The sequence below is a fragment of the Roseovarius maritimus genome, from assembly GCF_043355895.2.
Taxonomy (GTDB): Bacteria; Pseudomonadota; Alphaproteobacteria; order Rhodobacterales; family Rhodobacteraceae; genus Roseovarius; species Roseovarius maritimus.
The window spans coordinates 1-22,337 of sequence record NZ_JBHFPF020000005.1 but is presented as its reverse complement, the minus strand read 5'-3'; the positions used below and the strand labels follow the sequence as shown (position 1 = coordinate 22,337).

Annotated in this window: 24 protein-coding genes; 13 read left to right on the top strand and 11 right to left on the bottom strand. The window is 62.1% G+C overall.

Features of this window, described 5'->3' with window-relative positions:
• Nucleotide 1: 1 nt before the first annotated feature.
• From ACEWPM_RS10965 to ACEWPM_RS10930, 8 genes are read right to left on the bottom strand one after another with little or no spacing between them, the layout of a single operon-like run.
• Nucleotides 2-1,192: an NnrS family protein gene (locus tag ACEWPM_RS10965; RefSeq protein ID WP_393962412.1), complete on the bottom strand. Its 1,191-nt coding sequence runs from the start codon at nt 1,190-1,192 to the stop codon at nt 2-4.
• A complete protein-coding gene (locus ACEWPM_RS10960) occupies nt 1,189-1,446 on the bottom strand; it encodes a DUF6522 family protein (protein ID WP_393962413.1) in 258 nt (85 codons plus the stop codon). Before ACEWPM_RS10960 ends, ACEWPM_RS10965 begins: the two co-directional genes overlap by 4 nt.
• Nucleotides 1,443-1,670 (bottom strand): NnrT protein, encoded by a 228-nt coding sequence (locus ACEWPM_RS10955; protein ID WP_393962414.1) that lies wholly within the window; start codon nt 1,668-1,670, stop codon nt 1,443-1,445. Before ACEWPM_RS10955 ends, ACEWPM_RS10960 begins: the two co-directional genes overlap by 4 nt.
• Nucleotides 1,667-1,843 (bottom strand): protein NnrT, encoded by a 177-nt coding sequence (locus ACEWPM_RS10950; RefSeq protein WP_393962415.1) that lies wholly within the window; start codon nt 1,841-1,843, stop codon nt 1,667-1,669. The genes ACEWPM_RS10955 and ACEWPM_RS10950 overlap by 4 nt, the downstream gene beginning before the upstream one ends.
• 1 nt (nt 1,844) lies before the next feature.
• A complete protein-coding gene (locus ACEWPM_RS10945) occupies nt 1,845-3,731 on the bottom strand; it encodes a nitric oxide reductase activation protein NorD (RefSeq protein ID WP_393962416.1) in 1,887 nt (628 codons plus the stop codon).
• 5 nt (nt 3,732-3,736) lie between these two features.
• A complete protein-coding gene (locus ACEWPM_RS10940; RefSeq protein ID WP_393962417.1) occupies nt 3,737-4,531 on the bottom strand; it encodes a CbbQ/NirQ/NorQ/GpvN family protein in 795 nt (264 codons plus the stop codon).
• A gap of 3 nt (nt 4,532-4,534) precedes the next feature.
• Nucleotides 4,535-5,884 carry a cbb3-type cytochrome c oxidase subunit I gene (locus ACEWPM_RS10935; protein ID WP_393962418.1) on the bottom strand — a complete coding sequence of 450 codons (1,350 nt, stop codon included), beginning with the start codon at nt 5,882-5,884 and terminating at the stop codon, nt 4,535-4,537.
• 12 nt (nt 5,885-5,896) lie between these two features.
• Complete coding sequence (locus ACEWPM_RS10930; RefSeq protein WP_393962419.1) at nt 5,897-6,349, bottom strand: c-type cytochrome; 453 nt, start codon at nt 6,347-6,349, stop codon at nt 5,897-5,899.
• A 121-nt stretch (nt 6,350-6,470) separates the two neighbouring features.
• Here ACEWPM_RS10930 and ACEWPM_RS10925 point away from each other — a divergent pair, with 121 nt between their 5' ends.
• Nucleotides 6,471-6,677 carry a DUF1858 domain-containing protein gene (locus ACEWPM_RS10925; RefSeq protein ID WP_393962420.1) on the top strand — a complete coding sequence of 69 codons (207 nt, stop codon included), beginning with the start codon at nt 6,471-6,473 and terminating at the stop codon, nt 6,675-6,677.
• Between the two features lie 13 nt (nt 6,678-6,690).
• Here ACEWPM_RS10925 and ACEWPM_RS10920 read toward each other — a convergent pair whose 3' ends face one another.
• Complete coding sequence (locus tag ACEWPM_RS10920; protein WP_393962442.1) at nt 6,691-7,383, bottom strand: Crp/Fnr family transcriptional regulator; 693 nt, start codon at nt 7,381-7,383, stop codon at nt 6,691-6,693.
• A 169-nt stretch (nt 7,384-7,552) separates the two neighbouring features.
• Here ACEWPM_RS10920 and ACEWPM_RS10915 point away from each other — a divergent pair, with 169 nt between their 5' ends.
• The 3 genes from ACEWPM_RS10915 to ACEWPM_RS10905 all read left to right on the top strand — a co-directional run bounded on the left by ACEWPM_RS10915 (nt 7,553) and on the right by ACEWPM_RS10905 (nt 10,050).
• Entirely contained in the window at nt 7,553-7,984 is a 432-nt protein-coding gene (locus ACEWPM_RS10915) for a pseudoazurin (protein WP_393962421.1), read from the top strand.
• Nucleotides 7,985-8,060: 76 nt separating this feature from the next.
• The gene (gene nirK, locus ACEWPM_RS10910) at nt 8,061-9,278 is read left to right on the top strand and encodes a copper-containing nitrite reductase (protein WP_393962422.1); all 1,218 of its coding nucleotides are present in this window, start codon (nt 8,061-8,063) and stop codon (nt 9,276-9,278) included.
• Nucleotides 9,279-9,294: 16 nt separating this feature from the next.
• Entirely contained in the window at nt 9,295-10,050 is a 756-nt protein-coding gene (locus ACEWPM_RS10905) for a formylglycine-generating enzyme family protein (RefSeq protein ID WP_393962423.1), read from the top strand.
• 45 nt (nt 10,051-10,095) lie between these two features.
• On the opposite strand, the gene ACEWPM_RS10900 is transcribed toward ACEWPM_RS10905, so the two are convergent.
• Nucleotides 10,096-10,647 (bottom strand): cupin domain-containing protein, encoded by a 552-nt coding sequence (locus tag ACEWPM_RS10900; RefSeq protein WP_393962424.1) that lies wholly within the window; start codon nt 10,645-10,647, stop codon nt 10,096-10,098.
• Nucleotides 10,648-10,887: 240 nt separating this feature from the next.
• On the opposite strand from ACEWPM_RS10900, the gene ACEWPM_RS10895 reads away from it, so the two are divergent.
• The 7 genes from ACEWPM_RS10895 (at nt 10,888) to ACEWPM_RS10865 (ending at nt 17,764) form a co-directional block, all read left to right on the top strand.
• Nucleotides 10,888-12,498, top strand: coding sequence for an ABC transporter substrate-binding protein (locus ACEWPM_RS10895; RefSeq protein ID WP_393962425.1), 1,611 nt, complete (start codon nt 10,888-10,890; stop codon nt 12,496-12,498).
• A gap of 74 nt (nt 12,499-12,572) precedes the next feature.
• Entirely contained in the window at nt 12,573-13,514 is a 942-nt protein-coding gene (locus ACEWPM_RS10890) for an ABC transporter permease (RefSeq protein ID WP_393962426.1), read from the top strand.
• A 31-nt stretch (nt 13,515-13,545) separates the two neighbouring features.
• Nucleotides 13,546-14,430, top strand: a complete 885-nt coding sequence (locus ACEWPM_RS10885) for an ABC transporter permease (RefSeq protein WP_393962427.1) — start codon at nt 13,546-13,548, stop codon at nt 14,428-14,430.
• 3 nt (nt 14,431-14,433) lie between these two features.
• Nucleotides 14,434-15,483 (top strand): ABC transporter ATP-binding protein, encoded by a 1,050-nt coding sequence (locus ACEWPM_RS10880; protein WP_393962428.1) that lies wholly within the window; start codon nt 14,434-14,436, stop codon nt 15,481-15,483.
• Nucleotides 15,480-16,457, top strand: a complete 978-nt coding sequence (locus ACEWPM_RS10875) for an ABC transporter ATP-binding protein (protein WP_393962429.1) — start codon at nt 15,480-15,482, stop codon at nt 16,455-16,457. The genes ACEWPM_RS10880 and ACEWPM_RS10875 overlap by 4 nt, the downstream gene beginning before the upstream one ends.
• Before the next feature lie 15 nt (nt 16,458-16,472).
• Nucleotides 16,473-17,603: a M20 family metallopeptidase gene (locus ACEWPM_RS10870; protein WP_393962430.1), complete on the top strand. Its 1,131-nt coding sequence runs from the start codon at nt 16,473-16,475 to the stop codon at nt 17,601-17,603.
• Nucleotides 17,603-17,764, top strand: coding sequence for a hypothetical protein (locus ACEWPM_RS10865; RefSeq protein WP_393962431.1), 162 nt, complete (start codon nt 17,603-17,605; stop codon nt 17,762-17,764). Before ACEWPM_RS10870 ends, ACEWPM_RS10865 begins: the two co-directional genes overlap by 1 nt.
• On the opposite strand, the gene ACEWPM_RS10860 is transcribed toward ACEWPM_RS10865, so the two are convergent.
• Complete coding sequence (locus tag ACEWPM_RS10860) at nt 17,761-19,203, bottom strand: amidase (RefSeq protein ID WP_393962432.1); 1,443 nt, start codon at nt 19,201-19,203, stop codon at nt 17,761-17,763. The genes ACEWPM_RS10865 and ACEWPM_RS10860 overlap by 4 nt on opposite strands.
• A 991-nt stretch (nt 19,204-20,194) precedes the next feature.
• Here ACEWPM_RS10860 and ACEWPM_RS10855 point away from each other — a divergent pair.
• Together ACEWPM_RS10855 and ACEWPM_RS10850 are read left to right on the top strand one after the other, a co-directional pair.
• Complete coding sequence (locus ACEWPM_RS10855) at nt 20,195-21,154, top strand: patatin-like phospholipase family protein (RefSeq protein WP_393962433.1); 960 nt, start codon at nt 20,195-20,197, stop codon at nt 21,152-21,154.
• A 1-nt stretch (nt 21,155) separates the two neighbouring features.
• Entirely contained in the window at nt 21,156-22,046 is an 891-nt protein-coding gene (locus ACEWPM_RS10850) for a nucleotidyltransferase domain-containing protein (RefSeq protein ID WP_393962434.1), read from the top strand.
• Nucleotides 22,047-22,337 lie beyond the last annotated feature (291 nt).

Sequence of the window (22,337 nt, the reverse complement as noted above, 5' to 3'; positions counted from 1 at the left end):
CTTAGCTCTCTTTTCTATAGCTCAGCAGGCAGGGGCCATAGACCACGGCAAAGCCGCCGAAGGCGGCCAGCCACAAGGCGCCCGAGAGCGTGGTGAGCCCCCGCACATCCGGCAGTGCACCCACCGCCAGCCGCGCCGCGACCGATGACAGCAGGGCGAGGTAGATCATCACGGTCCCCTTGCCCGCGACCAGTTGCTGACCGGTATGGCCCAGCGTCGCACGTGTCATCACGGCCAGCGTCATGCCCCCGATCGCACCGGCCATCCAGATATGCTGGGCGGCGGCGGTCCAGGCCACGTTTGCCACGATGCCGAGACCCAGCATCACGGCGCCTAGCGGAATTAGCGCGTAGGTGGCGTGCAGCACCCAGAGCAGCGGCTCGCGCAGGGTGCGGTGGCCCTGCCAGCGTGCCAGCCGTACGGCATGAAGCGCGCCGGTCAGGATCAGCGCCAGCCCCGCCTCCATTCGTTCGGGCACCAGCACCCAGGTGAGCAGCGCGGCAACGCTGGCGACAAGGACCAGCTTGTCCAGCCTCTGCATCGGTGCGGCAGGCCGCGCCTCGATGCCCTGTTTGACCAGCCAATTGCGCGTGAAGGAGGGCACGATGCGCCCGCCGATCACGGCGATCATCATCACCGCCGTCGCCAGTCCCAGTCGCAGCCCGGCCCCTTGCGCGGCATAGGCGCCCTGCGCTGCCTCGATATGGAAAACGAGATTGGCAAGCGTAAAGACGGCCAGCAGCCCGAGCACGATCAGGTTGCGCCAGTTCTTGCCCGCGATGATCTCGCGCAGGATGACCGCGCCAAGGACGAGGGGGAAGGCCAGATCGATGGCCGCCGGAAGCCCCGCAGGCATCAGGGCCGAGGCGCTGACAGCCACGCGGCCCGCCACCCAGAGGCCGAAGAGCGCGGCCAGTTGCCAGCCGACGACGGGCAGGCGGCCTGTCCAGTTCGGCACGGCCGTCAGAAGAAAGCCGGCGATGATGGCGCCCAGATAGCCAAAGAGAAACTCATGCGCGTGCCAGGACACGGCATCCAGCCGCGTCGGCAGCTCCAGAAGGCCGGACAGCATCGGGATCCATAGGCACATCGCCAGCGCCGCCCAGAGCGCGCCAAATAGGAAGAAGGGGCGAAAGCCGTAGGTGAAAAGAGCCGGGCCGGTCCAGCGGCGCATTTGTTCCGAAGATGTCATTGCCGCTCCTTTACGCGGACGCGCGTCGTCTTGAGCACGTCGCCCTTGGCATTGCAGGTAAACCGCACGCTGAGGCCGCCATGGCGAAACCTCAGCCGGAAAAGGCCGGCATCCTCACCTACGCCGGTCTCGAACTGGGTCACGATGGCACCCGCGCGCATCAGCTCCGCCACCTCATCGGGTGTCATCTCCAGCGCGCGGGCCAGATCGGCGGCATCGATGGTGGGGGTGTCGGTGGAAAAGTCGATTTTCATGGGTCGGCCTTGTCCATGAGAGTGCGGATATGCCGGGCGAAGGCCCATGTGGCGGGCACGCCGATCAGCGCGCCAAGAGCGATGGACCAGCCCGCCGACAGCACGGGCAATCCTACCCAGCTGCCGATCAGGGACGCGAAAAAGACATTGGTCGCCATCGCCCCCGCCGCCAGCGGAAAGAGGGCGATGGCGATGCGCCGCGCGGACCAGCCGCCGCCGCTCATCGCCGGGCGACCAGCCGCGCAACCAGCGCCAGCGCGGCGATCAGGGCAAGGGAGGCCACCGCGAACCACAGCTCGGCGGTGGCCGACTGGGCCTGCGGGATCGGCCGGTCAAAGCTGCTGGCCAGAAGCGGCGCGGGCAGCATTGCGAAAAAGGCGATCAAGATTCGGGTCATGTCATGTCTCCTGTGTGAGTTGGCGATAAATGTCGGGCAGGGCGCGGGTCAACCGTGCGGGACTGGGTAGCAGGGAAAAACCGCCGCGCCCGAAAATGCGCGCGAACCAGTCCTGCCCGTCCTCGTCGATGATGACGCCGTGCAGGGTCAGGCCGGCGCGGTGTGCCTCGCGCACCGCCATGTGACTGTCTTCGATGCCGTATTGGCCCTCGTAATGGTCCAGATCGTTCGGCTTGCCGTCGGTCAGCACGATCAGCAGCTTTCGCGCGCTGGGCTCTTCGGCCAGCTGGGCCGAGACGTGGCGGATGGCCGCGCCGAGGCGCGTGTAGTGGCCGGGTTTCAGCGCGCCGATATTGGCGGTGATCTCGTCGCTCATGGGCGCATCGAAATCCTTGCACCGGCTGAGGAACACGCGGTCGCGCCGCAGCGAGGAGAACCCCCAGATACCCAGCCGATCACCCGCTGCGTCGATGCCGGCGGCGAGGGCAGACATCGCCTCGCGAGCGACTTCGATCACCGACGTGTCGCCGATGGCGGCCTCGGTCGAGCGGGAGGTGTCGATCAGGAAGGCGACGGAGAGGTCCCGCTCGATCTGGCGGGCGGATTGCCAGATGCGGTCGCTGCCATGTCCCGTCGCCGCCAGATCGGCGCGGGTGGTCAGGAGCGCGTCGAGGTCCAGCTCGGCACCGTCGATCTGGCGGGGCTGCAGGATGCGGCGCGGGCGCAGGGCGTCGAACTGGCGGCGCACCTCGCGGATGCGGCGCGCATCCGGCCGATAGGGGTGGCCTTCGTCGCGCGCCACGGGGGCATCGAGCACACGACAGTGGCCCTCCATGTAGCTGCGAGCACGGTGGTTCCACTCGGGGTAGGTATGCGCGCCGGCCAGCGCCTCGTGATCAGCATCGGCGGGGGACAGGTCCAGATGCAGGCGCAGCCGCGTGGCGGATTTGCGGTCCTGTTTCGACAGGACGATCTCGTCCTGATCATCCGCCGCCTTCTGCGCGTTTTCGTCATCGTCATCATCAATGCTCCGATTGATGTTCATCGATTCGACCCAGGACAGGATCGATTCGAACCGATGGATGATGAAGCTGTCCTTGCGGTTCTGCTGTTCCTGATCCTTGCGCAGGCCCATCTTGCGGCTGGTCTGCGCGGCGGCAGGGGGTGGGGCGGCAGGCTCGGCCTGATCGTGGGTGGCGGCGCCGCCGGTGCCGGGGGCCGCGAAATGCAGCCAGATGGGCACGGGCGCGGGCGGCATGTAGCCGCGCGGGGCCTCGTGGGTGGTCGGGGCGCAGGAGCGGCCGCCCAGCTGATCGCGGATCGCGGTTTCCAGTATTGCCTCCTGCGGGGGCAAAATGACGGCGGGGCGCGCCTGTGCGCAAAGCTGCGCGGCCTCGGAATAGGCGGTGCGCAGGCCGGGGCAGAGCGCATAGGCGCGGTCGGCGGCGGCGGCATTGGCGCGGATCTGGGCACCATCAAAGGCAGGTCCGTCGCCATCCAGATCCAGCACGGTGATATCGCTGACAGCGGCCAGCGCCGTCAGCCAGAAATAGGCGGTGCGGTTCAGCCGCGCCTGCGGAAAGGCCTCGATCACGGGCGGCAATGTCAGCCGCTCACCGTCAAAACGGGCTACCCATTCGCGGTCCCGCTCCGCTCCCAGCTTGCGCCGGAGGGGGCGGCGGTGGCGCGCCAGCGTCGCGGGCGCCTCGGCCAGTTCGACCCCTGCGGCCCCGCCCAGCGCGCGGAAAAGCACCGCAAGACTGGGCCGCACCGAGGCCAGCGTTACGCCCGCCTCGGTAAAGGTGACGCCGGCGCCGATCCCGCTGGCCATGTCATGCCAGAGGTTGCCAACGGTCTCTTCGGGTTCCATGAGGTCGAGAAGATGCATGGCGCTTATCCGTAAATCGTCGCGACCAGATCGCGCAGCGCCTGCTGCACGTCCGGCTCGTCGCTCAGCGGCTCGATCACCGCGGCCTCCAGCGCCTGCGCCACGCCCATGCCACCCGCCATCAGCGTCGCGGCGTAGATCAGCAGGCGGGTCGAGACGCCTTCCTCCAGATCCATGCCCGACAGGGTGCGGATATGCCCCGCCAGCCGCACCAGCGGCGCAACACGCCCCGGCTCCAGCCGGCTTTCGCGCGCGACGACGGCGATCTCCGCCTCCTCGCCGGGAAAGTCGAAGCTGATCGACAGGAACCGCTGGCGCGTCGAGGGCTTAAGCCGTTTCAGCACGTTCTGGTAGCCGGGGTTGTAGCTGGCTACCAGCATGAAACCTGCAGGCGCGACCAGCTCTTCGCCGGTGCGGTCGATCATCAGCGTGCGCCGCGTGTCGGTCAGCGGATGCAGCACGACGGTCACATCCTTGCGCGCCTCGACCACTTCGTCAAGATAGCAGATGCCGCCCTCGCGCACCGCGCGGGTCAGCGGGCCATCGACCCAGACCGTCTCGCCGCCCTTGAGCAGGTAGCGCCCGATCAGATCCGCCGCCGACAGATCGTCATGGCAGGCGACGGTGTAGAGGGGTTTGCCCAGCCGCGCTGCCATATGCTCGACAAAGCGGGTCTTGCCGCAGCCGGTCGGCCCCTTCAGAAGAAGGGGCAAACCGTTTTCATAGGCCGTCTCGAACAGCTCGCACTCTCTGGCGGCGGGCTGATAGAAAGGCAGTTTGGGAGTGGTTGCGATGTTCATGGCTTATTCTCCTGGAACAGGATTGGCAGGGCCGGGGGCGATGATCTCGCGTTTGCGCACGACGAGGATCGAGTAGATGAAGAGCAGCGCCCCGATCACCACAGCCGCCCCCGCGCCGAAGCGCATCATGTAGAAGAGCGACAGGCCGTCCTGCACATCCATGTAGTAGTCGCCCACAACGCGCTGCATATGCGTCTGGATGGTGCCTGCGAAGGTCAGCACGAAGGTCATGAAGGCCATGCCGCCTGTCATCAGCCAGAAGGAGGCCATGTTCAGCACCTGGTTATAGGGCTGGCGGCCCAGCAGCATCGGCATCGCATAGGTGAAGACCGCGAGGTTCAGCGCCACATAGGCGCCATAGAAGGACAGGTGCCCGTGCGCCGCAGTGATCTGCGTGCCGTGCGAGTAGAAGTTGACGCCATGCAGCGTGTGCAGAAAGCCCCAGACGCCCGCGCCGAAGAAGGCGACGGTGGATGAGCCGAGCGACCACAGAAGCGCGGCCTTGTTCGGGTGGTTCTTGCGGCCCTTCCAGACCATGACAAAGGCAAAGGACATCATCAGGAAGAACGGGATCACCTCGAAGGTCGAGAAGATCGAGCCGATCCACTGCCAGTAGCCCGGCAGGCCGATCCAGTAGAAGTGATGTCCGGTGCCGAGGATGCCCGAGAAGAGTGCGGTGGCGACGATGACATAGAGCCATTTTTCCACCACCTCCCGGTCGACGCCCGTCAGCTTGAGCAGCAGGAAGGCGAGGATCGAGGCCATCACCAGCTCCCAGGTCGCTTCGACCCAGAGATGGACGACGAACCACCAGTACATCTTGTCGAGCGAAAGGTTGTCGGGGTTGATGAAGGCAAAGACCCACAGCAGCGAGAGGAGCCAGAGTCCCATCAGCAGCACGTTGGTGATCGCCGTCTTCTTGCCCGCCAAAACGGTCATCGAGATGTTGAAGAGGAAAATCAGCGCGGCGACGAGAATGCCGAACTTGACCCAGAGCGGCTGCTCGAGGAATTCGCGCCCGCCATGGATGCCGACAAGATAGCTGCCGACGGCGCCCAGGGTGCCGACCATCAGGATGATCAGCTGCAGATAGGCGAGTTTGACCGAGTAGATCTCGCGCTCGCTCTCTTCCGGGATCAGAAAGTAGGCGGCCCCGAAGAACCCCAGCAGCAGCCAGACGATCAGCGCGTTGGTGTGGATCATGCGGATGATGTTGAAGGGCAGGATCTCGGACAGGAAGTTGGGCGAGACATAGATCCAGCCCGCCAGCAGCCCGCCGATGACCTGGATGCCAAAGAGGGCCATTGCGCAGACGAAATAGGCCAGCGCGACCTTTTGCGATTGATATTTCATGTGTCCGTCTCCTTAGCCGGCATCATTGGGCGGCCAGCCCTGCGTGTCTGTCTGATCGGCCCAGCGAAGGAATTCGGCCAGGCCGCGCATTTCCTCTTCGGTGATCTCGAAATGGGGCATCTGGCGGCGTCCCTCGATGCCGCTGGGCTGGGCGTTCATCCATCCATCCAGGATTTCATACGCGCCCTCTGCATCGTCCTGGACGCCCCAGCGGGTCATCACGTTGCCGACCTCGGGTGCGAAATACGCACCCTCGCCGTGCAGGCTGTGGCAGTTGATGCAGGAATGGCGTTCCCAGACATGCTTGCCCAGAACCACTGCATCGCTCAGCTCCATGCCGGCGGTTGATTTCTCGACCACGTATTTGTGGCTGTGAACGCTAAGCCCGATGAACACCACGACGAAGAAGATGGATCCTCCGTAGAAAATGTTGCGGGCCCGCGATTTGGTCAGAATTTCCGCCATGCTGCGGCCTCCGTTGTAATTGGATGGCCCTAGCTAGCCCGGCTGATCCTGCCGGAGTTTGTGCTGGCACAACGTTTGGCGGAGTTTCCGAATGTAGTTAGATCGCGAGGAGGAACAGACGATGCGCGGACCCAGACTTGACGATCCAGATTTGTGCCTGCGCGATCTGATGGAGGCATGGCCCCAGACGATCCCGGTCTTCATTCGCCACCGGATGCTGTGCGTAGGCTGCATGATCAGCCCGTTTCACACATTGCAGGATGCCTGCGCGGAATACGGGCTGGATGAGGCCGAGTTTCTGACCGAGCTGCAAAGCGCGGTAGGATAGGCGGCGCGGCGGGCTAGTGCCCTTCAGCCAGCACGACCAGCGCATGTGCGTCCAGCACCTTGATCCGCTTGCGCCGACTCTCGACCAGACCGCGCCGTTCCCATCCGCTCAGAACGCGGCTGACCGTGTGCAGTGTGGTCGCCGTCAATTCCGACAGATCCTGCCGCGTGATGGGAAAGTCGATCTCGATCCCGCCCTCGACCTTGCGGCCGGTCTGGTTGATCAGCCGCAGCAGCGCATTGGCGACACGCTGTTCCACCTGCTGCGTCGCCAACTCGACGATGCGTGTGTTCATCTCGCCGACCCGGTGCCCGAGCGTCTTGTAGGTTTCGGTGGCAAAGCCGTCATAGTCCGCCACGAACGTCTCCCACAGGCGCGTGGGCCAACTAAGCACGATCGACTCGGTCGCCGCCATCGCCGTGGCGGGATAGGTGGTGCGCCCGATCGCCTTGGCGATGCCCAGCAGCTGGCCCGCGGGGATGTGCAGCGCCGTCACCTGCTCGCCGCCAGGGGTAATGCGCACCACGCGCACATAGCCGTCCAGCAGCATATAGAATCGGTCGGCCTCGGCGCCCTCTTCAAAGATATACGTTCCGCTCTCCACGCGCCGCGAGGTGGCCTGATCCAGGATGGTACGGATCTGCCGCCGCTCCAGCCGCGAGAAGGGCGGCAGGTGCGTCAGCAGACTTTCGTCCAGCCTGGGCATTGTTTTGGGTGACATATCGGAAGTCATTTGCCCTCTGTGCCACAGTGCGGCGCTGCATACCAGATCACAGAAAAACCGCGATCGCGCAAAATGTTGTGCCAGCGCAAACTACGCGCGTGGGCCGGAGCTAGAACGACGCCAACCGATCATTGATAGAAGGAAGAAAAAGATGATCCGTACCCTAGCAACCGGCCTCGCCTTCGCAGCTCTGATGAGCGGCGCCGCCTTTGCCGAAACGTTCGAAGTTCAGATGCTGAACAAGGGTTCAGACGGCGACCGCATGGTGTTTGAGCCTGCCTTCGTACAGGCCGCCCCCGGCGACACCATCCGATTTGTGCCCACCGACAAGAGCCACAACGCCGAAACGATCGACGACATGATTCCGGAGGGTGCCGAAGGCTTTGCCGGCAAGATCAACCAGGAGATCGAAGTGACGCTCGATAGCGAGGGTGTCTACGGCATCATGTGTAAGCCGCACTACTCCATGGGCATGGTGATGACCATTGCCGTGGGCGATGTGGACGCACCGGCCGAATTCCTGGAAGGGCGCGTGCCACGCAAGGCCAAGAAGCGGTTTGAAGCGCAGTTGGGCAATCTGTGACCCAAAGCCAGCCGGGCCATGGTGGCCCGGCAGCCAATTCAAAACAGACAAGAAGACTGACCCGATGGAGGGATCAATGACCAAATTCATCAACCCCGGCCTGAAAATGACCAGCCGCCGCAATGTTCTGCGCGGCACCGTTCTGGCCGGCGCCGCCGCGATGACAGGCGCCAGCGCGATGTCCGCGCCGCGCCGCCAGTCCATGCAGAAGGCCGATGCCAGCTCGGCCAAAATCTACAAGGCTGCGGCCGAGCAGAAGGCCGCCAGCACCGCCAAGCCCGCCGATCTCACCGGTTATACCCGTGTGCGCCAAGAGTTGGTCGCACCCCCCTTTGCCCCCGAGCACGAGCAGGTCGCGACAGGTGGCCCGAAGATCATCGAGATCACGATGGACACGACCGAACGTCTGATGGTGGTCGACGAGGATACTGGCGCCTCGGTCTGGGCACTCACCTATAACGGCTCGGTTCCCGGCCCGCTGATCATCTGCCATGAGGGCGACATGATCGAGCTGACGCTGCGCAACCCCGAAGACAGCATGATGGAGCATAATATCGACTTCCACGCCGCGACCGGCGCGCTGGGCGGCGGTGGCCTGACCCATGTCTATCCGGGCGAGGAATGCGTGCTGCGCTGGAAGGCGACCAAGGCCGGCTGCTTTACCTATCACTGCGCACCGGGCGGGGCGATGATCCCCTACCACGTCACCCACGGGATGAACGGCGCTGTCATGGTGCTGCCGCGCGACGGCCTCAAGGACAGGAATGGTAATCCCCTGAAGTACGACAAAATCGCCTATATCGGGGAGCAGGATTACTATTTGCCCAAGGATGAAAACGGCGACTTCAAATTCTACGAAACGGCCGGCGATGACTATGCCGACAGCCTCGATGCGATGCGCACACTGACGCCGACGCACAGCGTCTTCAACGGCTCGGTCGGGGCGCTGACAGGAACCGGCGCGCTCAAGTTCAATGTGGGCGAGACGGTGCTGATGGTTCACAATCAGGCCAACCGCGACTCGCGGCCTCACCTGATCGGCGGGCACGGCGACTACGTCTGGGAGACGTCTTTCACCAACGAGCCGCTGACCGGTGTCGAGACATGGTTCGTCCGCGGCGGCACCGCGATGGCGTCGATGTATACCTTCGAGCAGCCCGGCGTTTACGCCTATGTCAACCACAACCTGATCGAGGCGGCCCTGCTGGGCGCTACCGCGCATTTCGTTGTCGAGGGTGAGTGGAACAACGACCTGATGGAGCAGGTCGCCGCACCTCGCGTCTTCGCAACCTGAGCTCGGAGAAGCCGACATGACCGTCGCCATGACGACCCTCCCGCTAAGCAGCAAGCCGATCCTGCTTTTGGCCGTGGGCGCCGTGGCGGCGGTGATAGCCTTCGGGACCGCGCAGTTCTTGCGCGGTCCCACCCCTATGCTGGCGTCCTTGCCCGAGATGGCCGCCGCGCCGGTCACCTTGCCGGATGGCGCCCCGCTCTATGTACAGCGCTACGAGGTGACGCTGTCGGAATGGCAGAGATGCCATGATGCCGGGGCTTGCAGCCTGGCCCTGCGTGGCCGCGCCGATCTGGACCCGGCGACAACCCCTGCCACCGGCCTCAGCTATATGGATGCTGCCGAATATCTGCGCTGGATCAACGATGCCACCGGTCATGAGTTTCGCCTGCCCACCGCTTCCGAGTGGGAGCATATGGCCCGTCCCGTCCTGCCCCATGGCGCCGACCCGATTTTCACCGATCCGTCGCTGCAGTGGGCCTCATCGTACTTGACCGAAGGCCTGGCGCCCCGTGCGCTGCGCCCGCAAGGCAGCTTTGCCACCTCGCCCGAGGGTATCGCGGACCTGGATGGCAGCGTCTGGGAATGGACGCAGGAATGTTATGCCGGTGCGGAAGCGGGCATCGATGCCGAGCGCTGCCCCGCCTATTTCGTCGGCGGCGAGCATGTATCGGCAATGTCCTTCCTTATCCGCGACCCGGCACGAGGCGGATGCGCCGTCGGTGCACCGCCTGCGCATCTGGGCATGCGCCTGGTCTCGGACGAGCCGGTCTAGCGGCGCCGCCACCGCGTACAAGCCCAGCATTGCGGGGTCCCGCTCTCAGAAGGTCGGCGGCGTGTTTGCCCACAATATGCGCGCGCGCGCCTTACCGGGATTGCGATACCCGTGCTTGCGATGTGATTTGAAATGAAACGCGTCGCCCACGCCCAAGAGAAACACCTCCTCATCCAGCAAAAGCTCGATCTGACCCTCGAGAACAAAGCCCATCTCTTCGCCGACATGGTCGATCTGTCCATCGCTCGATCCGCCCGGCTCGACGATATGGATATTGCATTGCAGCATGTGATCGGGCGTGCAGGGAATGACCCGCTCAAGGCTGAGGCCTGTTCCCTGCCGCACCATGTCGATTTCCAGCATCGGGCGGGCGCCCGCGCGCGATACGGATCTTTCGGGCGCATCCTGTTCGTCGAAAAAAACGTCGAGGTTCAATCCCAGTGTCTGCGTGACCCGGTGCAACAGCGCCAGTGATGCCTCAACCTTGCCGTTCTCGACCTTGGACATGTGTCCCTCGGACGTGCCGCTGCTTTCCGCCAGCTCTTTCAGGGTCATGTTCTTCAACCGTCTTGCCGACTTGATCCGTGGACCGATCATCTGATCTCCTTCGCGCAGGGCCTTCGCGTTCGCTTTTACAAGAGGCTATGCCAGCGTTTCACCTCCAATATCAAATCGCTGTGCGATGACATATGCAAGATACTTGCATGAACGCGCGGAATACGCATAGGCTGACGGCAGGAGGATGCGCTCTTGAGGAGGGGCGCGAACAGAAAAACCGGACAGGGCGCCGTGGGGCTTTCGCGTGCGCACCCGTTCGGGAAAACAGGGAGACAAACAATGACGAAACACTCAGCTTTCAACTATCTGTCCGCACCGATGCGCAAGCTTGCGCTGGCTGGCACGATCGCCGCTGCCGGTCTGGGCGTAGCGGCCCCGGCGCTGGCCCAATCCGTGCTCAAGGTCGTTCCGCACGCCGATCTGCGAAATATCGATCCCATCTGGACGACGGCCTATATCACGCGAAACCATGGCTACCTCGTCTTCGACACGCTGTTTGCGATGGACGAGAACCTTGAGGTCCAGCCGCAAATGGCCGAGGGCCACGAGGTCAGCGAGGACGGTCTGACCTACACGATCACCTTGCGCGACGGGCTGCAGTTCCACGATGGCGCGCCCGTTACCGCCGAGGACGCGGTGGCGTCAATCAAGCGCTGGGGTCAGCGCGACGGCATGGGCCAGAAGCTGATGCGCGTCACCGAGAGCATCGAGGCGGTCGACGACAAGACCTTTACCCTGACCCTGACCGAGCCCTACGGCCTCGTGTTGGCGTCGCTCGGCAAGATTTCGTCGAACGTGCCCTTCATCATGCCCAAGCGTCTGGCCGAGACCGACCCGAACGCGCAGATCGAAGAGATCATCGGCTCGGGTCCGTTCAAGTTCGTCGCCGACGAGTGGCAGCCGGGAAACCAGGTGGTCTACGAGAAATTCGCCGAGTATGTCCCGCGGGATGAGCCGGCGAGCTATGCCGCCGGCGGCAAGGTCGCCAATGTCGACCGTATCGAATGGCGCTACATTCCCGATGCCGCAACCGCCAGTCAGGCGCTGATGGCGGGTGAGGTAGACTATTATGAGCAGCCCGCCGTGGACCTCTTGCCGATGATCCAGTCGGATCCTGGGATCAAGGTCGAGACGGTCGACCCCTTGGGTACCCAAGGCGTCGTCCGCTTCAACTTCAAATACCCGCCCTTCGACAACAAGCTGGTGCGCCAGGCGGCGATGTGGTCGGTCCAGCAGGCCGATTACATGTATGCGATCATGGGCGATCCCCAGTATTTCGAAGAGTTCTGCGGCGCCTATTTCATGTGCGGCGGCCCCTACGAGACCGATGTGGGCAGCGAGCCGCTGCGCGAGAAGGATATTGAGAAGGCCAAGGCACTGCTGGAAGAGGCCGGGTATGACGGCACGCCGGTCGTGATCCTGGATCCGACCGATGTGCCGGTGGCACATGGTCAGGCGTTGGTGACAGCGCAGGCGCTGCGCGATATCGGCATGAATGTCGAGTTGGCGGCGCTGGACTGGGCGACAATGACCTCGCGGCGCGCGGTGCGGGAATCACCGGAAAACGGTGGCTGGAACATCTTCCCGACATGGTGGCTGGCGGCCGACCAGCTGAACCCGATCACCAATATCTCGGTTGCGGCCTCCGGCGACACGGCCTGGTTCGGCTGGCCCGAAAACCAGAAGATCGAGGATCTGCGCAATGCCTTTGCCGCCGAGACGGATATCGAGAAGCAAAAGGCCATCGTCGAAGAACTGCAGGCCGAACTCTATGACTTCGTACCCTATATCCCGACAGGTCAATACTATCAGCCGACTGCGTACCGCGACAACGTGAGCGGCGTGCTGGAAGCGCCGGTGCCGTTCTTCTGGAACATCTCCGTCGAATAAACTCTCCCTGACTTCGGCGGCGCGTGGCATCATGCCGACGTGCCGCCATTTTTCACAGGGACGGAGCGCACCCCATGATTGCCTATATCATCCGCCGTTTGCTGGCCACGATCCCGATCATGGCGCTGGTCGCCGTGTTCGTGTTCATGCTGCTGCATCTGAGCCCGAGCGACCCGGCGCTGATCATTGCGGGTGATTTCGCCACGCCTGAACAGGTGGACGAGATTCGCCGCCAGCTTGGCCTGAACGAGCCGCTCTATCAGCAATTCATCGGCTGGGCCGGCAACCTTCTGCAGGGGGACATGGGCAAGTCCATCTATTCCGGCCTGCCGGTCACCACGCTGATCGGCCAGCGGGTCGAGCCGACCTTGATGCTGACGCTCTCAACCATGCTGATCGCCATTACGTTGGCCATCCCGCTGGGCGTGATCGCTGCATGGAAGGTGGGCACCTGGATCGACCGGGCGGTGATGACGCTTGCCGTCTTCGGCTTTTCGGTGCCGGTCTTCGTGATCGGCTACCTGCTGATCCTCGGCGGCTCGCGCAAGCTGGGCTGGTTCCCGGTGCAAGGCTATACCAGCATCTTCGACAGCTTCACCGGGTTTCTGTCACATATCACGCTGCCCGCCCTCGCGCTCGGGGCCGTCTATATGGCGCTCATCGCGCGCATGACCCGCGCCACGATGCTCGAGGTGCTGAACGAGGACTATGTGCGGACCGCCTATGCCAAAGGGCTGGCGACGCGCAAGGTGCTGGTGAAACATGCGCTGAAAAACGCGATGGTGCCGATCAGCACGACGATCGGCCTTGGCGTCGCGCTGCTGATCGGCGGCGTGGTGGTGACCGAGACGGTCTTTGCCATTCCCGGCCTGGGGCGCCTGACGGTCGATGCTGTTCTGCGCACCGACTATCCGGTGATCCAGGGTGTGATCCTCGTCTTTTCGTTCACCTATGTCCTTCTGAACCTGCTGGTCGATCTCAGCTACGTGCTGTTCGATCCGCGCATTCGCTACTGACGCGGCATGACTGCCCGAGGGAGCCATCTGCATGACTGACACCATCAAGGATCCGCCGCTGAGCGCGCGTCTGCGGCACCGCGTCGGCGTCGTGGCCGAGAGTCTTCGCCGCAATCCGACCATGCTCTTCGGCCTCACCGTGCTGGTCGTCATGGCGCTGATGTCGTTCCTCGCGCCATTTCTCGGCCTGCCCAGCCCGATGGAGCAATCGCCGCGCGACCGCCTGCAATCGCCCTCGGGCGAGGCGTTCTTCGGCACGGACATGTATGGACGTGACCTCTTTAGCCGGGTGTTGCATGGCGGGCAGGTGTCGCTGGTGGTGGGGCTTTCGGTGGCGGCGCTATCGACAGGCATCGGTCTGGCCATCGGCCTCGTATCGGGCTTCATGCGCAAGGTCGATGCGGTGCTCATGCGGGTGATGGACGCGTTGATGTCGATCCCGTCGATCCTCTTGGCCATCGCGCTGGTGGCGCTCTGGGGCTCGAGCGTGCCGAACGTCATCCTGGCCCTGACAATCCCTGAAATTCCGCGCGTGGTGCGCCTTGTGCGGTCCGTTGTCTTGATGCTGCGCGACCAGCTTTATGTGCAGGCGGCCATCGCCGCGGGTACCTCGACGCCGCGCATCCTGATCCGGCATATCCTGCCCAACACCATCCCGCCGCTGATCGTGCAGGCGACCTATATCTGCGCGCAGGCGGTGATTTTCGAGGCGTATCTCAGCTTTGTCGGCGCGGGCACACCGCCCGAGATCCCCAGCTGGGGCAACATCATGGCCGAGGGGCGGATGTTCTTCTTCCAGTCGCCGGGCATCATTCTCTATCCGGGCGCGTTCCTCGCGATCACGGTTTTCGCCATCAACACCTTCGGCGACGGTCTGCGCGACTCGCTGGACCCGCGTATGCAAAGGAGCGTCTGAGGCATGGCCGAAACCGACACGATCTACGCCCCCCGCCAGTTCGACCGCAACGCCGATCCGGTGCTGGAGCTGGACGATCTGCGCACCTATTTCGACACGCGCGATGGCGTGGTCAAGGCGGTGGACGGCCTCAGCCTTGCCGTGCGTCCCGGTGAGATCCTCGGCATCGTCGGGGAGTCTGGCTGTGGCAAGTCGATCACCTCGCTTTCGGTCATGCAGTTGGTGCCCAGCCCGCCCGCGCGCTACGCGTCGGGCGAGATCCGCTATAAGGGCCGCGATCTGCTGAAAGCCAGCGAGGCCGATATGCGCAAGATCCGCGGCAACGATATCTCGATGATCTTTCAGGATCCCATGTCATCCCTGAACCCGGTGCTTTCCATCGGCGACCAGCTGACCGAGGCGATCATGCTCCACCAGGGGCTGGGGTCCAAGGCGGCGCTGAACCACGCGCAGGAGATGATGGAGCTGGTGCACATCCCCGAGCCGCGTCGCCGTTTGGGCGAGTATCCTCACCAGCTCTCGGGCGGGATGCGTCAGCGCGTGATGATCGCGATGGCACTGTCGTGCAACCCGTCGGTGCTGATCGCGGACGAGCCGACGACGGCGCTCGACGTGACCATACAGGCGCAGATCCTGGCCCTGATGGAAGAGATCCGCGACAAGATGAAGACCGCGATCATCCTCATCACCCACGATCTGGGCGTCGTCGCCGAAATGTGCGACCGCGTGCTGGTCATGTATGCGGGCCGCAAGGTCGAAGAGGCCGATGTGGTCGAGATCTTCGAGCGCCCGCAGCATCCCTACACGCGCGGCCTCATGCGCTCGGTTCCCCGCATCACGGGCGATGAGGCCCCGGAAAAAGGCGCGCGGCTGTCGGAAATCCCCGGCATCGTGCCCGCGCTGACCGATCTGCCCAAGGGCTGCACCTTCGCCGCGCGCTGCCCCTTCGCGCAGGATCATTGCCGCGCCGAATACCCGCCGCTGGAGCTGAAGAAACCCGATCATCTGGCCGCCTGCTGGGAAAGCGCCAATCTACCGGACTGGACCGCATGAACACCGAAACCCCTCTTCTCGAGGTCAGGAACCTCGCCAAGCATTTCCCGATCACGGGAGGGCTTCTGAACCGTGAGCAGGCGCGTGTCTATGCGGTCGACGGCATATCGTTTAGCGTCAAGGCGGGCGAGACGCTGGGCATCGTGGGCGAGTCTGGCTGCGGCAAATCGACGGTGGGCAAGACGATCCTGAGGCTGGAGGACGCAACCGAGGGGCAGGTGCTGCTCAAGGGTGAGGATATCACCCACCTCAGCCGCAAACAGATGCTGAAGCATCGCCGCGAGATGCAGGTGATCTTTCAGGATCCCTACGCCTCGCTCAATTCGCGGATGCGCGCGCAGGATATCGTGGCCGAGCCTCTGGGCAATTTCGACACCGGCTCGCGCCGCGCGCGGCTGGAGAAGGTGGCCGATCTTTTTGCACGTGTCGGCCTGCGCCCCGACGCGATGCACCGCTTCCCCTATGAGTTCTCGGGCGGCCAGCGCCAGCGCCTCGGCATCGCCCGCGCGCTGGCGCTGGGCCCTGAGATCATCATCGCGGACGAGCCTGTTTCGGCGCTCGACGTGTCGGTGCAGGCGCAGGTCATCAACCTGATGATGGACCTGCAGCAGGAGATGGGGCTCAGCTATCTGTTCATCGCGCATGATCTGGCCATTGTGCAGCATATCAGCCACCGCATCGGCGTGATGTATCTGGGCAAGATGGTGGAAATCACCGACAAGCGCAGCCTGTTCCGCAATCCGCAGCACCCCTATACGCAAGCGCTGCTCGAATCCGTGCCCGTGCCGGACCCGCGCAAGCGGAAGGCGCGGACCGTGCTGAAAGGGGACGTGCCCAGCCCCCTGAACCCGCCTAAAGGATGTAGTTTCAACACCCGCTGTCCTTTCGCCTTCGAGCGATGCTTTCACGACGAGCCTAAGCTGAAAGAGGTCGCCCCCGGTCATATGGCCGCCTGCCACCTTCAGGACACGTAGCCAAGGAGCCGCCCCATGAGCGACACCATCACCGGCCTCGAGCTGACCAAGCGCCTGATTGCCTTCGATACGATCAACCCGCCGGGTGACGAGGTAGACTGCTTCAAATACATCGCCGGCCTGCTGGAGCCTGCGGGGTTCGAGCTGACTTGGCATGACTGGCGCCCGAACCGGCCGAACCTGATCGCGCGGCTGCCTGCGACCGAGGCAGCGCGCGGCGCACCGCTGGTCTTTTCGGGCCATGTCGACACCGTCCCGCTGGGCCAGGCGAAATGGAGCGTCGATCCCTTCGCGGGCGAGGAAAAGGATGGCAAGCTTTACGGGCGCGGCACCTCCGACATGAAATCCGGCGTCGCCGCCTTCATTGTCGCCGCGCTGCGGCTGGCCGAGATCCAGCCGCGCCATGCGGAAATTCAGCTGATCATCACCTCCGGTGAGGAAACCGGCTGCGAAGGGGCGCTGGGGCTGGCCGAGAGCGGTCTGCTGGACAAGGCGGCCGCGCTGGTCATCGCCGAGCCAACGGACAACCGCGCGCTTTGTGGGCACAAGGGCGCGCTCTGGATGAACCTCGTGCATGAGGGTGTCACCGCCCACGGTTCCATGCCCGACAAGGGCCGCAACGCCATCTTTGCTGCTGTTGAGAGCATCGAGCGTCTGCGCGGCCATGATTTCGGAATCAAGCCGCATCAGGTGATGGGCGGCCCGACGCTGAACGTCGGCAACATGAGTGCGGGGCTGAACGTCAATTCCGTTCCGGACCTGGCGCGCGTCGGTGTCGATATCCGCTCGGTCGTGGGACAGACCAATGCCGAGATCCGCGCCGATCTTCAGCGCCTTCTGGGCGACGCGGTGCGCACGGAGCCGATGACCGACATGGACAATGTCTATACCGATTTCGAAGACCCGTGGCTGGAGAGCGTCTTTGCCGTGACCGAAGAAATCCTCGGAACCGAGCGCGAGGTGGCGACGGCGACCTATTTCACCGATGCCTCGGTTCTGAAGCCGGCAATGGGCAATCCCCCGACCCTGATCATGGGGCCGGGCGCCATGTCTATGGCGCATCAGACCGATGAGTATTGCGAGGTTGATCTGCTGGACCCCTGCATCGACGTGTTCGAGCGGCTGGGCCGCGATCATATCGCCTGATGCCGCGCTGCCTGATCTGCGGCGCCGAGGTCAGCCGCAATACTGTTCATTGCAGATCCTGCGGCACAGTCCAGCCGCAGCGCCGTCTTGGCGGCACCATCGCGCTGATCGTGCTGGTGGGCGGTCTGATCGTGGCCGCGCTGGCCGCGATCCTGCTTTAGCGCGTCACTGGATCAATCGGGCCCAGCGGGCCGTCCATCGCCATCTCGACGAAGCGCGCCGCTGCCAGCAGCCCGGCCTCGCCGCGCGGCTTCCCGACCAGTTGCAGGCCGACGGGCATGTTCCGCGGGCCAAGGCCCGCCGGCACCGACATGGCGGGCAGGCCTGCCGTGGTAGCCAGAAAATTGAAGCGCAGCCAATCCATATAGCCGGTCAGGGTCTGGCCGCCGATCTCGCGCACCCATTCCTCGGATTGCGGGTGGGGCATGCATCCGACCACCGGCAGGGCCAGCACGTCGAAGCGCTCGAAATAGGCAAGCATGGCATTGTAAATCACTGTGCGGGCGATTTGTGCCTCGGCGACATCCTGAATTGTCAGGCTTTCGCCGAACCGGATGTTGTCGATCAGCGCCGGTTTCAGATGCTCTCGCACATCGGTGCTCATCGTGCGCGCGACAGTCACCCAGCTGATGCCGCGCAGGGTGTGATAGCACCGTTCGAGGCCGCTGACATCGGGGCAGGCTTCCTCGACGCGCGCGCCGCTGCGCTCCAGCCGCTGCATCGCCGCGCTCAGGTGGTCCGCCATCTCGGGATCGACCGGGCAGATCCCGCCCAGATCGGGGGCGAAGCCGATGCGCAGCTTGCCTTCGGCCCGCTGCACAGCCGTTTGAAACGGCGTGTCCGGCGCGGGGTATGAGATTGGAAAGCGCGGCTCGTACCCGGCCATCGCGTCCAGAAAGAGCGCGCAATCCATGACCGAGCGGGCCATCGGCCCCTGTGCGCTTTCGATCAGAAAGCCGGCGGTCTGAGAGCCGCCACCGGCCCGCCCGGGGCTGGGCCGCAGTCCGACGATGCCGCAATAGGCCGCCGGTACCCGCAGCGATCCGCCATGGTCCGTGCCGTGGCTGAGCCAGACCTCGCCCGCCGCCAGCCCCGCCGCGGCCCCGCCCGAGGAGCCGCCCGCGTTCATCATGGTGTCCCAGGGATTCCTCGTCGGGCCAAAGACCTCGTTGAATGTATTTGCCCCGGCACCCAGTTCGGGCGTGTTGGTCTTGCCCACCACCAGCGCACCGCGCGCCTCAAGCCGTTCCACCAGCGGGTCACTGGCCTCGGGGACATGGTCGGCCAGCCCCCTGGTGCCAAAGGTCGTGCGCACGCCCGCGACCGCGGTCAGATCCTTGACGCCGACGGGCAGCCCCGCAAGCCAGCCGGGCGCATCCCTCTCTCCCGTCGCCAGTGCGGCAATCGCCGCCTCGGCGCGGTCCCAGCAGGTGGTGGGCATGGCGTTGATGGCAGGCTCGACAACTTCGGTGCGACCGCAGGACGCCTCGATCAGATCGGCGGGTGCGATCTCGCCTTTGCGCAGGAGCGCGACAATCTCATGTGCCTCACGCGCGCACAGATCCGGCCCGGTGAAGGGATGTGGTCGGTCCGATGTCATGGAGTCCTCTCTATTGTCAGCGCGCGGCGGCACGCAAGCCAAGATAGGCAGCGAAGATGTGCGGGTTCAACAGCTTTTGGTGATGTTGCAACGGGCAAAGCGAGGCGATTTTCCGCAGGTCAGAGCTCTGCAAAAGTGGATGTTGGCCAAGCCGGGCACAGACGGACGCGCTGAATTCTGCTTCTCATCAAAGCAAGCACAACTTCTTTGATCCGAGATCTATAGACCAAACCCGCCGAATGTGATGGTGCCCCCACACGGTGATGGTTGCAATGTTGAGACGTTCTATCTATCTGATTTACATGTATTTAACAAGACGCCTGAATTTGGTGAGCAACCGTTTGTGTTACCTTTAATCTCGCATCTAGCATGGCAATCATGTTCTACCTGATACTAGCTAGGGCGATGATGAGTTGTCATAGTATCCCACCTCCTCCGCCACGCCACCTGATTTCACTTTTATTTATTCAATTCAGGATCTTACGTGTGGCGTAGAATTTTCAACCACACACGATAACCACACACATTGGCCACACTCAAAAAGGGTCCCATCCGTTGCTTGGCGTTCTCACCAGTGATTGCCCTCCACATGATTTGCTGATGACGTTAAGCGACTTGATGTTCAGGAGCAGTAGCGAAGTAGGTCGGTCAGACTCAACAAAGAGACTAGGCGAGCCCTTTGGTCGGCCAGAGATCCGATGAGCCAGGCGACATCTAGCATCTAGAACCCTAAGCTGAGGTTTACCAAGGGCGGATTCCGGACTTTCGCTGCGCTCTTATAAAATACTGCCAGCTGCGCTCAAGATACCGAGTGCTATCTGCATCCAACCAATACTAAAGTATTTGACTGCTAGCTGCCAAATCCGGCCTCGTTGTCGCCCAAACATCGAAAAGCCTTGGTAGCAAATTGATAAATTTGAAGGATATCAAAACAACATCTTGTGGTGCGTCGGCGCATAGCTACATTTAGCAGCAGTGAATAGGGGGCAGAATGTCAGAAGCGAAGAAAACGGACGTCGAAACACCCGCTACTTGCCGGATTCTTAGCCTAGACGGCGGTGGGGCCAAGGGTTTCTATACTCTAGGCGTCTTGCGTGAAGTTGAAGGTTTGCTTGGTGGGCCGCTGTACAAACACTTTGACCTGATATTCGGTACCAGCACCGGCTCAATCATCGCAGCCCTTCTCGCCCTAGGCCATGAAGTTGAAGCTATTCACCAACTCTATTGTGAGAATGTCCCAAATGTGATGAGGCAAAAGTCAGCATACGCAAAGTCGGAGGCGCTTTCCAAACTGGCAGAAGAAGTGTTTGAGGGAGCTACGTTTGAGGACGTGAGAACCGGCCTCGGTGTAGTGACAACGAAATGGGAATTGGAAACACCCATGATATTCAAGGGCAGTGTAGCGCAAGCCCACGGTCGAATTGGCACATTCAAACCTGGCTTTGGTTGCACGATATCTGAGGCGGTACAGGCTTCTTGTTCTGCCTATCCCTTCTTCAACCGCAAAACTGTTACTACAGCTATGGGTGATGAGATAGAGCTAGTCGATGGAGGCTACTGCGCCAATAATCCGACCCTATACGGCATCGCCGATGCGGTAGCCGCATTGAAGTACGAACCAAGTGATTGCCGTGTGCTGAGCGTAGGATGCGGCAACTACCCTACACCCAAAGAAGGTATAGGAAAGAGGACCTACCGCCGAGTCCTACCTACCCTGCCTATCCTGGAGAAAACGATGGGGATAAACGTTGCTTCCATGGAGCAGCTAAGGCAAATCCTCTTTAAGGCGGTGCCGACCATTCGGGTGAATGACACGTTCGAAAGACCTGAGATGGCCACTGATCTATTTGAACACAACTTAGCAAAGCTAAACATATTACGGCAGCGGGGTGCTGAGTCTTACGCCACCCGCGAAGCAGACATTCAAGCACTTTTGATGACAGAGGGGTAATATGGCGATTTCAGAAAACCAACTTGAAACTTGGTCCCATCCAGGTGCGCAAGAACAGTCGAAAAATACTTATGCCGCGATTAAGGCCGTGCTGGAGGATACGTCTGCGCCCTATAGCATCCGCGGCTTTGACACCTTCCTTCAAGGTTCATATGGGAACAGTACAAATATCCGCACAGATAGTGACGTTGATATCGTGATGCGCTTAGATTCAATAAACTACTATGATATCAGCAGATTAGATGAGGACGACACCACCAGATTCAAGCAAAACACGGGCCATACTGACTATAGCCACCACTTGTTTAAAGAAGAAGTCTTGGCATGGCTGAAAAAAAAGTACGGGACTGGGGTGAAGGCTGGGAACAAAGCTATCTTTATCCCTGGCAACAACTCTCGGCGTGATGCGGATGTCTTGGTTTGCACTAGACATAAAACCTACCTGTCATATCCCTCCACCTACGGGGAAAATTTCTGGGAGGGTGTTTGCTTTTGGAACTCTGACAACCAACAGATTGTAAACTACCCCAAACAGCACCTCGCGAATTGTAAGTCAAAGAACCAAAATACATCCACCCGATTCAAGTCAAACGTCAGAGTCTTTAAGAATATAAGGAAGGCAATGGTCGCAAGCGGATATCTGGACGACGGCGTTGCCCCGTCATATTTCATAGAGGGCATGTTGTGGAGCATACCGAATGAAAATTTCGTATCGACCTACCAGCAGACCTTCATCAATTGCATAAATTGGCTTGATAGTTGCGATCCCACGAAGTTGAGTTGCGCGAACAATTACCACTACTTAATCCGGGATAGTGCAAAAGTGTGCTGGAACATGGCTGACTACAACAAATTTCGTACAGCAGCAGTTAAATATTGGAGCGACAGCTAAGCTCAGCCTTTCGAAAAAGGTGCGATTGAATCCCTCACTTGTGTTGCTCCCCTCTTCATCACCTTCCCAGCGGTGGCCATGATGGGTCAACTGCATTTTTGTCGTCGTCGTGAATAGCCGCAGTGTAAAAGCTGCGCCCCAGCATGTCGAGGGTCAGCCGCGGTCGGCTTTGGGCCGTTTTTTCTGAACGAAACACTCATGCCATCATCGACATTGTCAATCAGCATTCAAAATTGACCCCTTATCGGCGTCCAATACTGACCCCCTCTGGTTCTGAGCTGGCCCGCCGCT

Coding starts and splice junctions, on each gene's coding strand:
- ACEWPM_RS10880 (WP_393962428.1), top strand. CDS start 14,434: ATGGCCGAAACCGACACGATCTACGCCCCCCGCCAGTTCGACCGCAAC.
- ACEWPM_RS10855 (WP_393962433.1), top strand. CDS start 20,195: ATGTCAGAAGCGAAGAAAACGGACGTCGAAACACCCGCTACTTGCCGG.
- ACEWPM_RS10940 (WP_393962417.1), bottom strand. CDS start 4,531: ATGAACATCGCAACCACTCCCAAACTGCCTTTCTATCAGCCCGCCGCC.
- ACEWPM_RS10875 (WP_393962429.1), top strand. CDS start 15,480: ATGAACACCGAAACCCCTCTTCTCGAGGTCAGGAACCTCGCCAAGCAT.
- ACEWPM_RS10885 (WP_393962427.1), top strand. CDS start 13,546: ATGACTGACACCATCAAGGATCCGCCGCTGAGCGCGCGTCTGCGGCAC.
- ACEWPM_RS10965 (WP_393962412.1), bottom strand. CDS start 1,192: ATGACATCTTCGGAACAAATGCGCCGCTGGACCGGCCCGGCTCTTTTC.
- ACEWPM_RS10945 (WP_393962416.1), bottom strand. CDS start 3,731: ATGCATCTTCTCGACCTCATGGAACCCGAAGAGACCGTTGGCAACCTC.
- ACEWPM_RS10905 (WP_393962423.1), top strand. CDS start 9,295: ATGACCGTCGCCATGACGACCCTCCCGCTAAGCAGCAAGCCGATCCTG.
- ACEWPM_RS10860 (WP_393962432.1), bottom strand. CDS start 19,203: ATGACATCGGACCGACCACATCCCTTCACCGGGCCGGATCTGTGCGCG.
- ACEWPM_RS10865 (WP_393962431.1), top strand. CDS start 17,603: ATGCCGCGCTGCCTGATCTGCGGCGCCGAGGTCAGCCGCAATACTGTT.
- ACEWPM_RS10915 (WP_393962421.1), top strand. CDS start 7,553: ATGATCCGTACCCTAGCAACCGGCCTCGCCTTCGCAGCTCTGATGAGC.
- ACEWPM_RS10960 (WP_393962413.1), bottom strand. CDS start 1,446: ATGAAAATCGACTTTTCCACCGACACCCCCACCATCGATGCCGCCGAT.
- ACEWPM_RS10920 (WP_393962442.1), bottom strand. CDS start 7,383: ATGCCCAGGCTGGACGAAAGTCTGCTGACGCACCTGCCGCCCTTCTCG.
- ACEWPM_RS10900 (WP_393962424.1), bottom strand. CDS start 10,647: ATGATCGGTCCACGGATCAAGTCGGCAAGACGGTTGAAGAACATGACC.
- ACEWPM_RS10935 (WP_393962418.1), bottom strand. CDS start 5,884: ATGAAATATCAATCGCAAAAGGTCGCGCTGGCCTATTTCGTCTGCGCA.
- ACEWPM_RS10930 (WP_393962419.1), bottom strand. CDS start 6,349: ATGGCGGAAATTCTGACCAAATCGCGGGCCCGCAACATTTTCTACGGA.
- ACEWPM_RS10895 (WP_393962425.1), top strand. CDS start 10,888: ATGACGAAACACTCAGCTTTCAACTATCTGTCCGCACCGATGCGCAAG.
- ACEWPM_RS10850 (WP_393962434.1), top strand. CDS start 21,156: ATGGCGATTTCAGAAAACCAACTTGAAACTTGGTCCCATCCAGGTGCG.
- ACEWPM_RS10950 (WP_393962415.1), bottom strand. CDS start 1,843: ATGACCCGAATCTTGATCGCCTTTTTCGCAATGCTGCCCGCGCCGCTT.
- ACEWPM_RS10925 (WP_393962420.1), top strand. CDS start 6,471: ATGCGCGGACCCAGACTTGACGATCCAGATTTGTGCCTGCGCGATCTG.
- nirK (WP_393962422.1), top strand. CDS start 8,061: ATGACCAAATTCATCAACCCCGGCCTGAAAATGACCAGCCGCCGCAAT.
- ACEWPM_RS10890 (WP_393962426.1), top strand. CDS start 12,573: ATGATTGCCTATATCATCCGCCGTTTGCTGGCCACGATCCCGATCATG.
- ACEWPM_RS10870 (WP_393962430.1), top strand. CDS start 16,473: ATGAGCGACACCATCACCGGCCTCGAGCTGACCAAGCGCCTGATTGCC.
- ACEWPM_RS10955 (WP_393962414.1), bottom strand. CDS start 1,670: ATGAGCGGCGGCGGCTGGTCCGCGCGGCGCATCGCCATCGCCCTCTTT.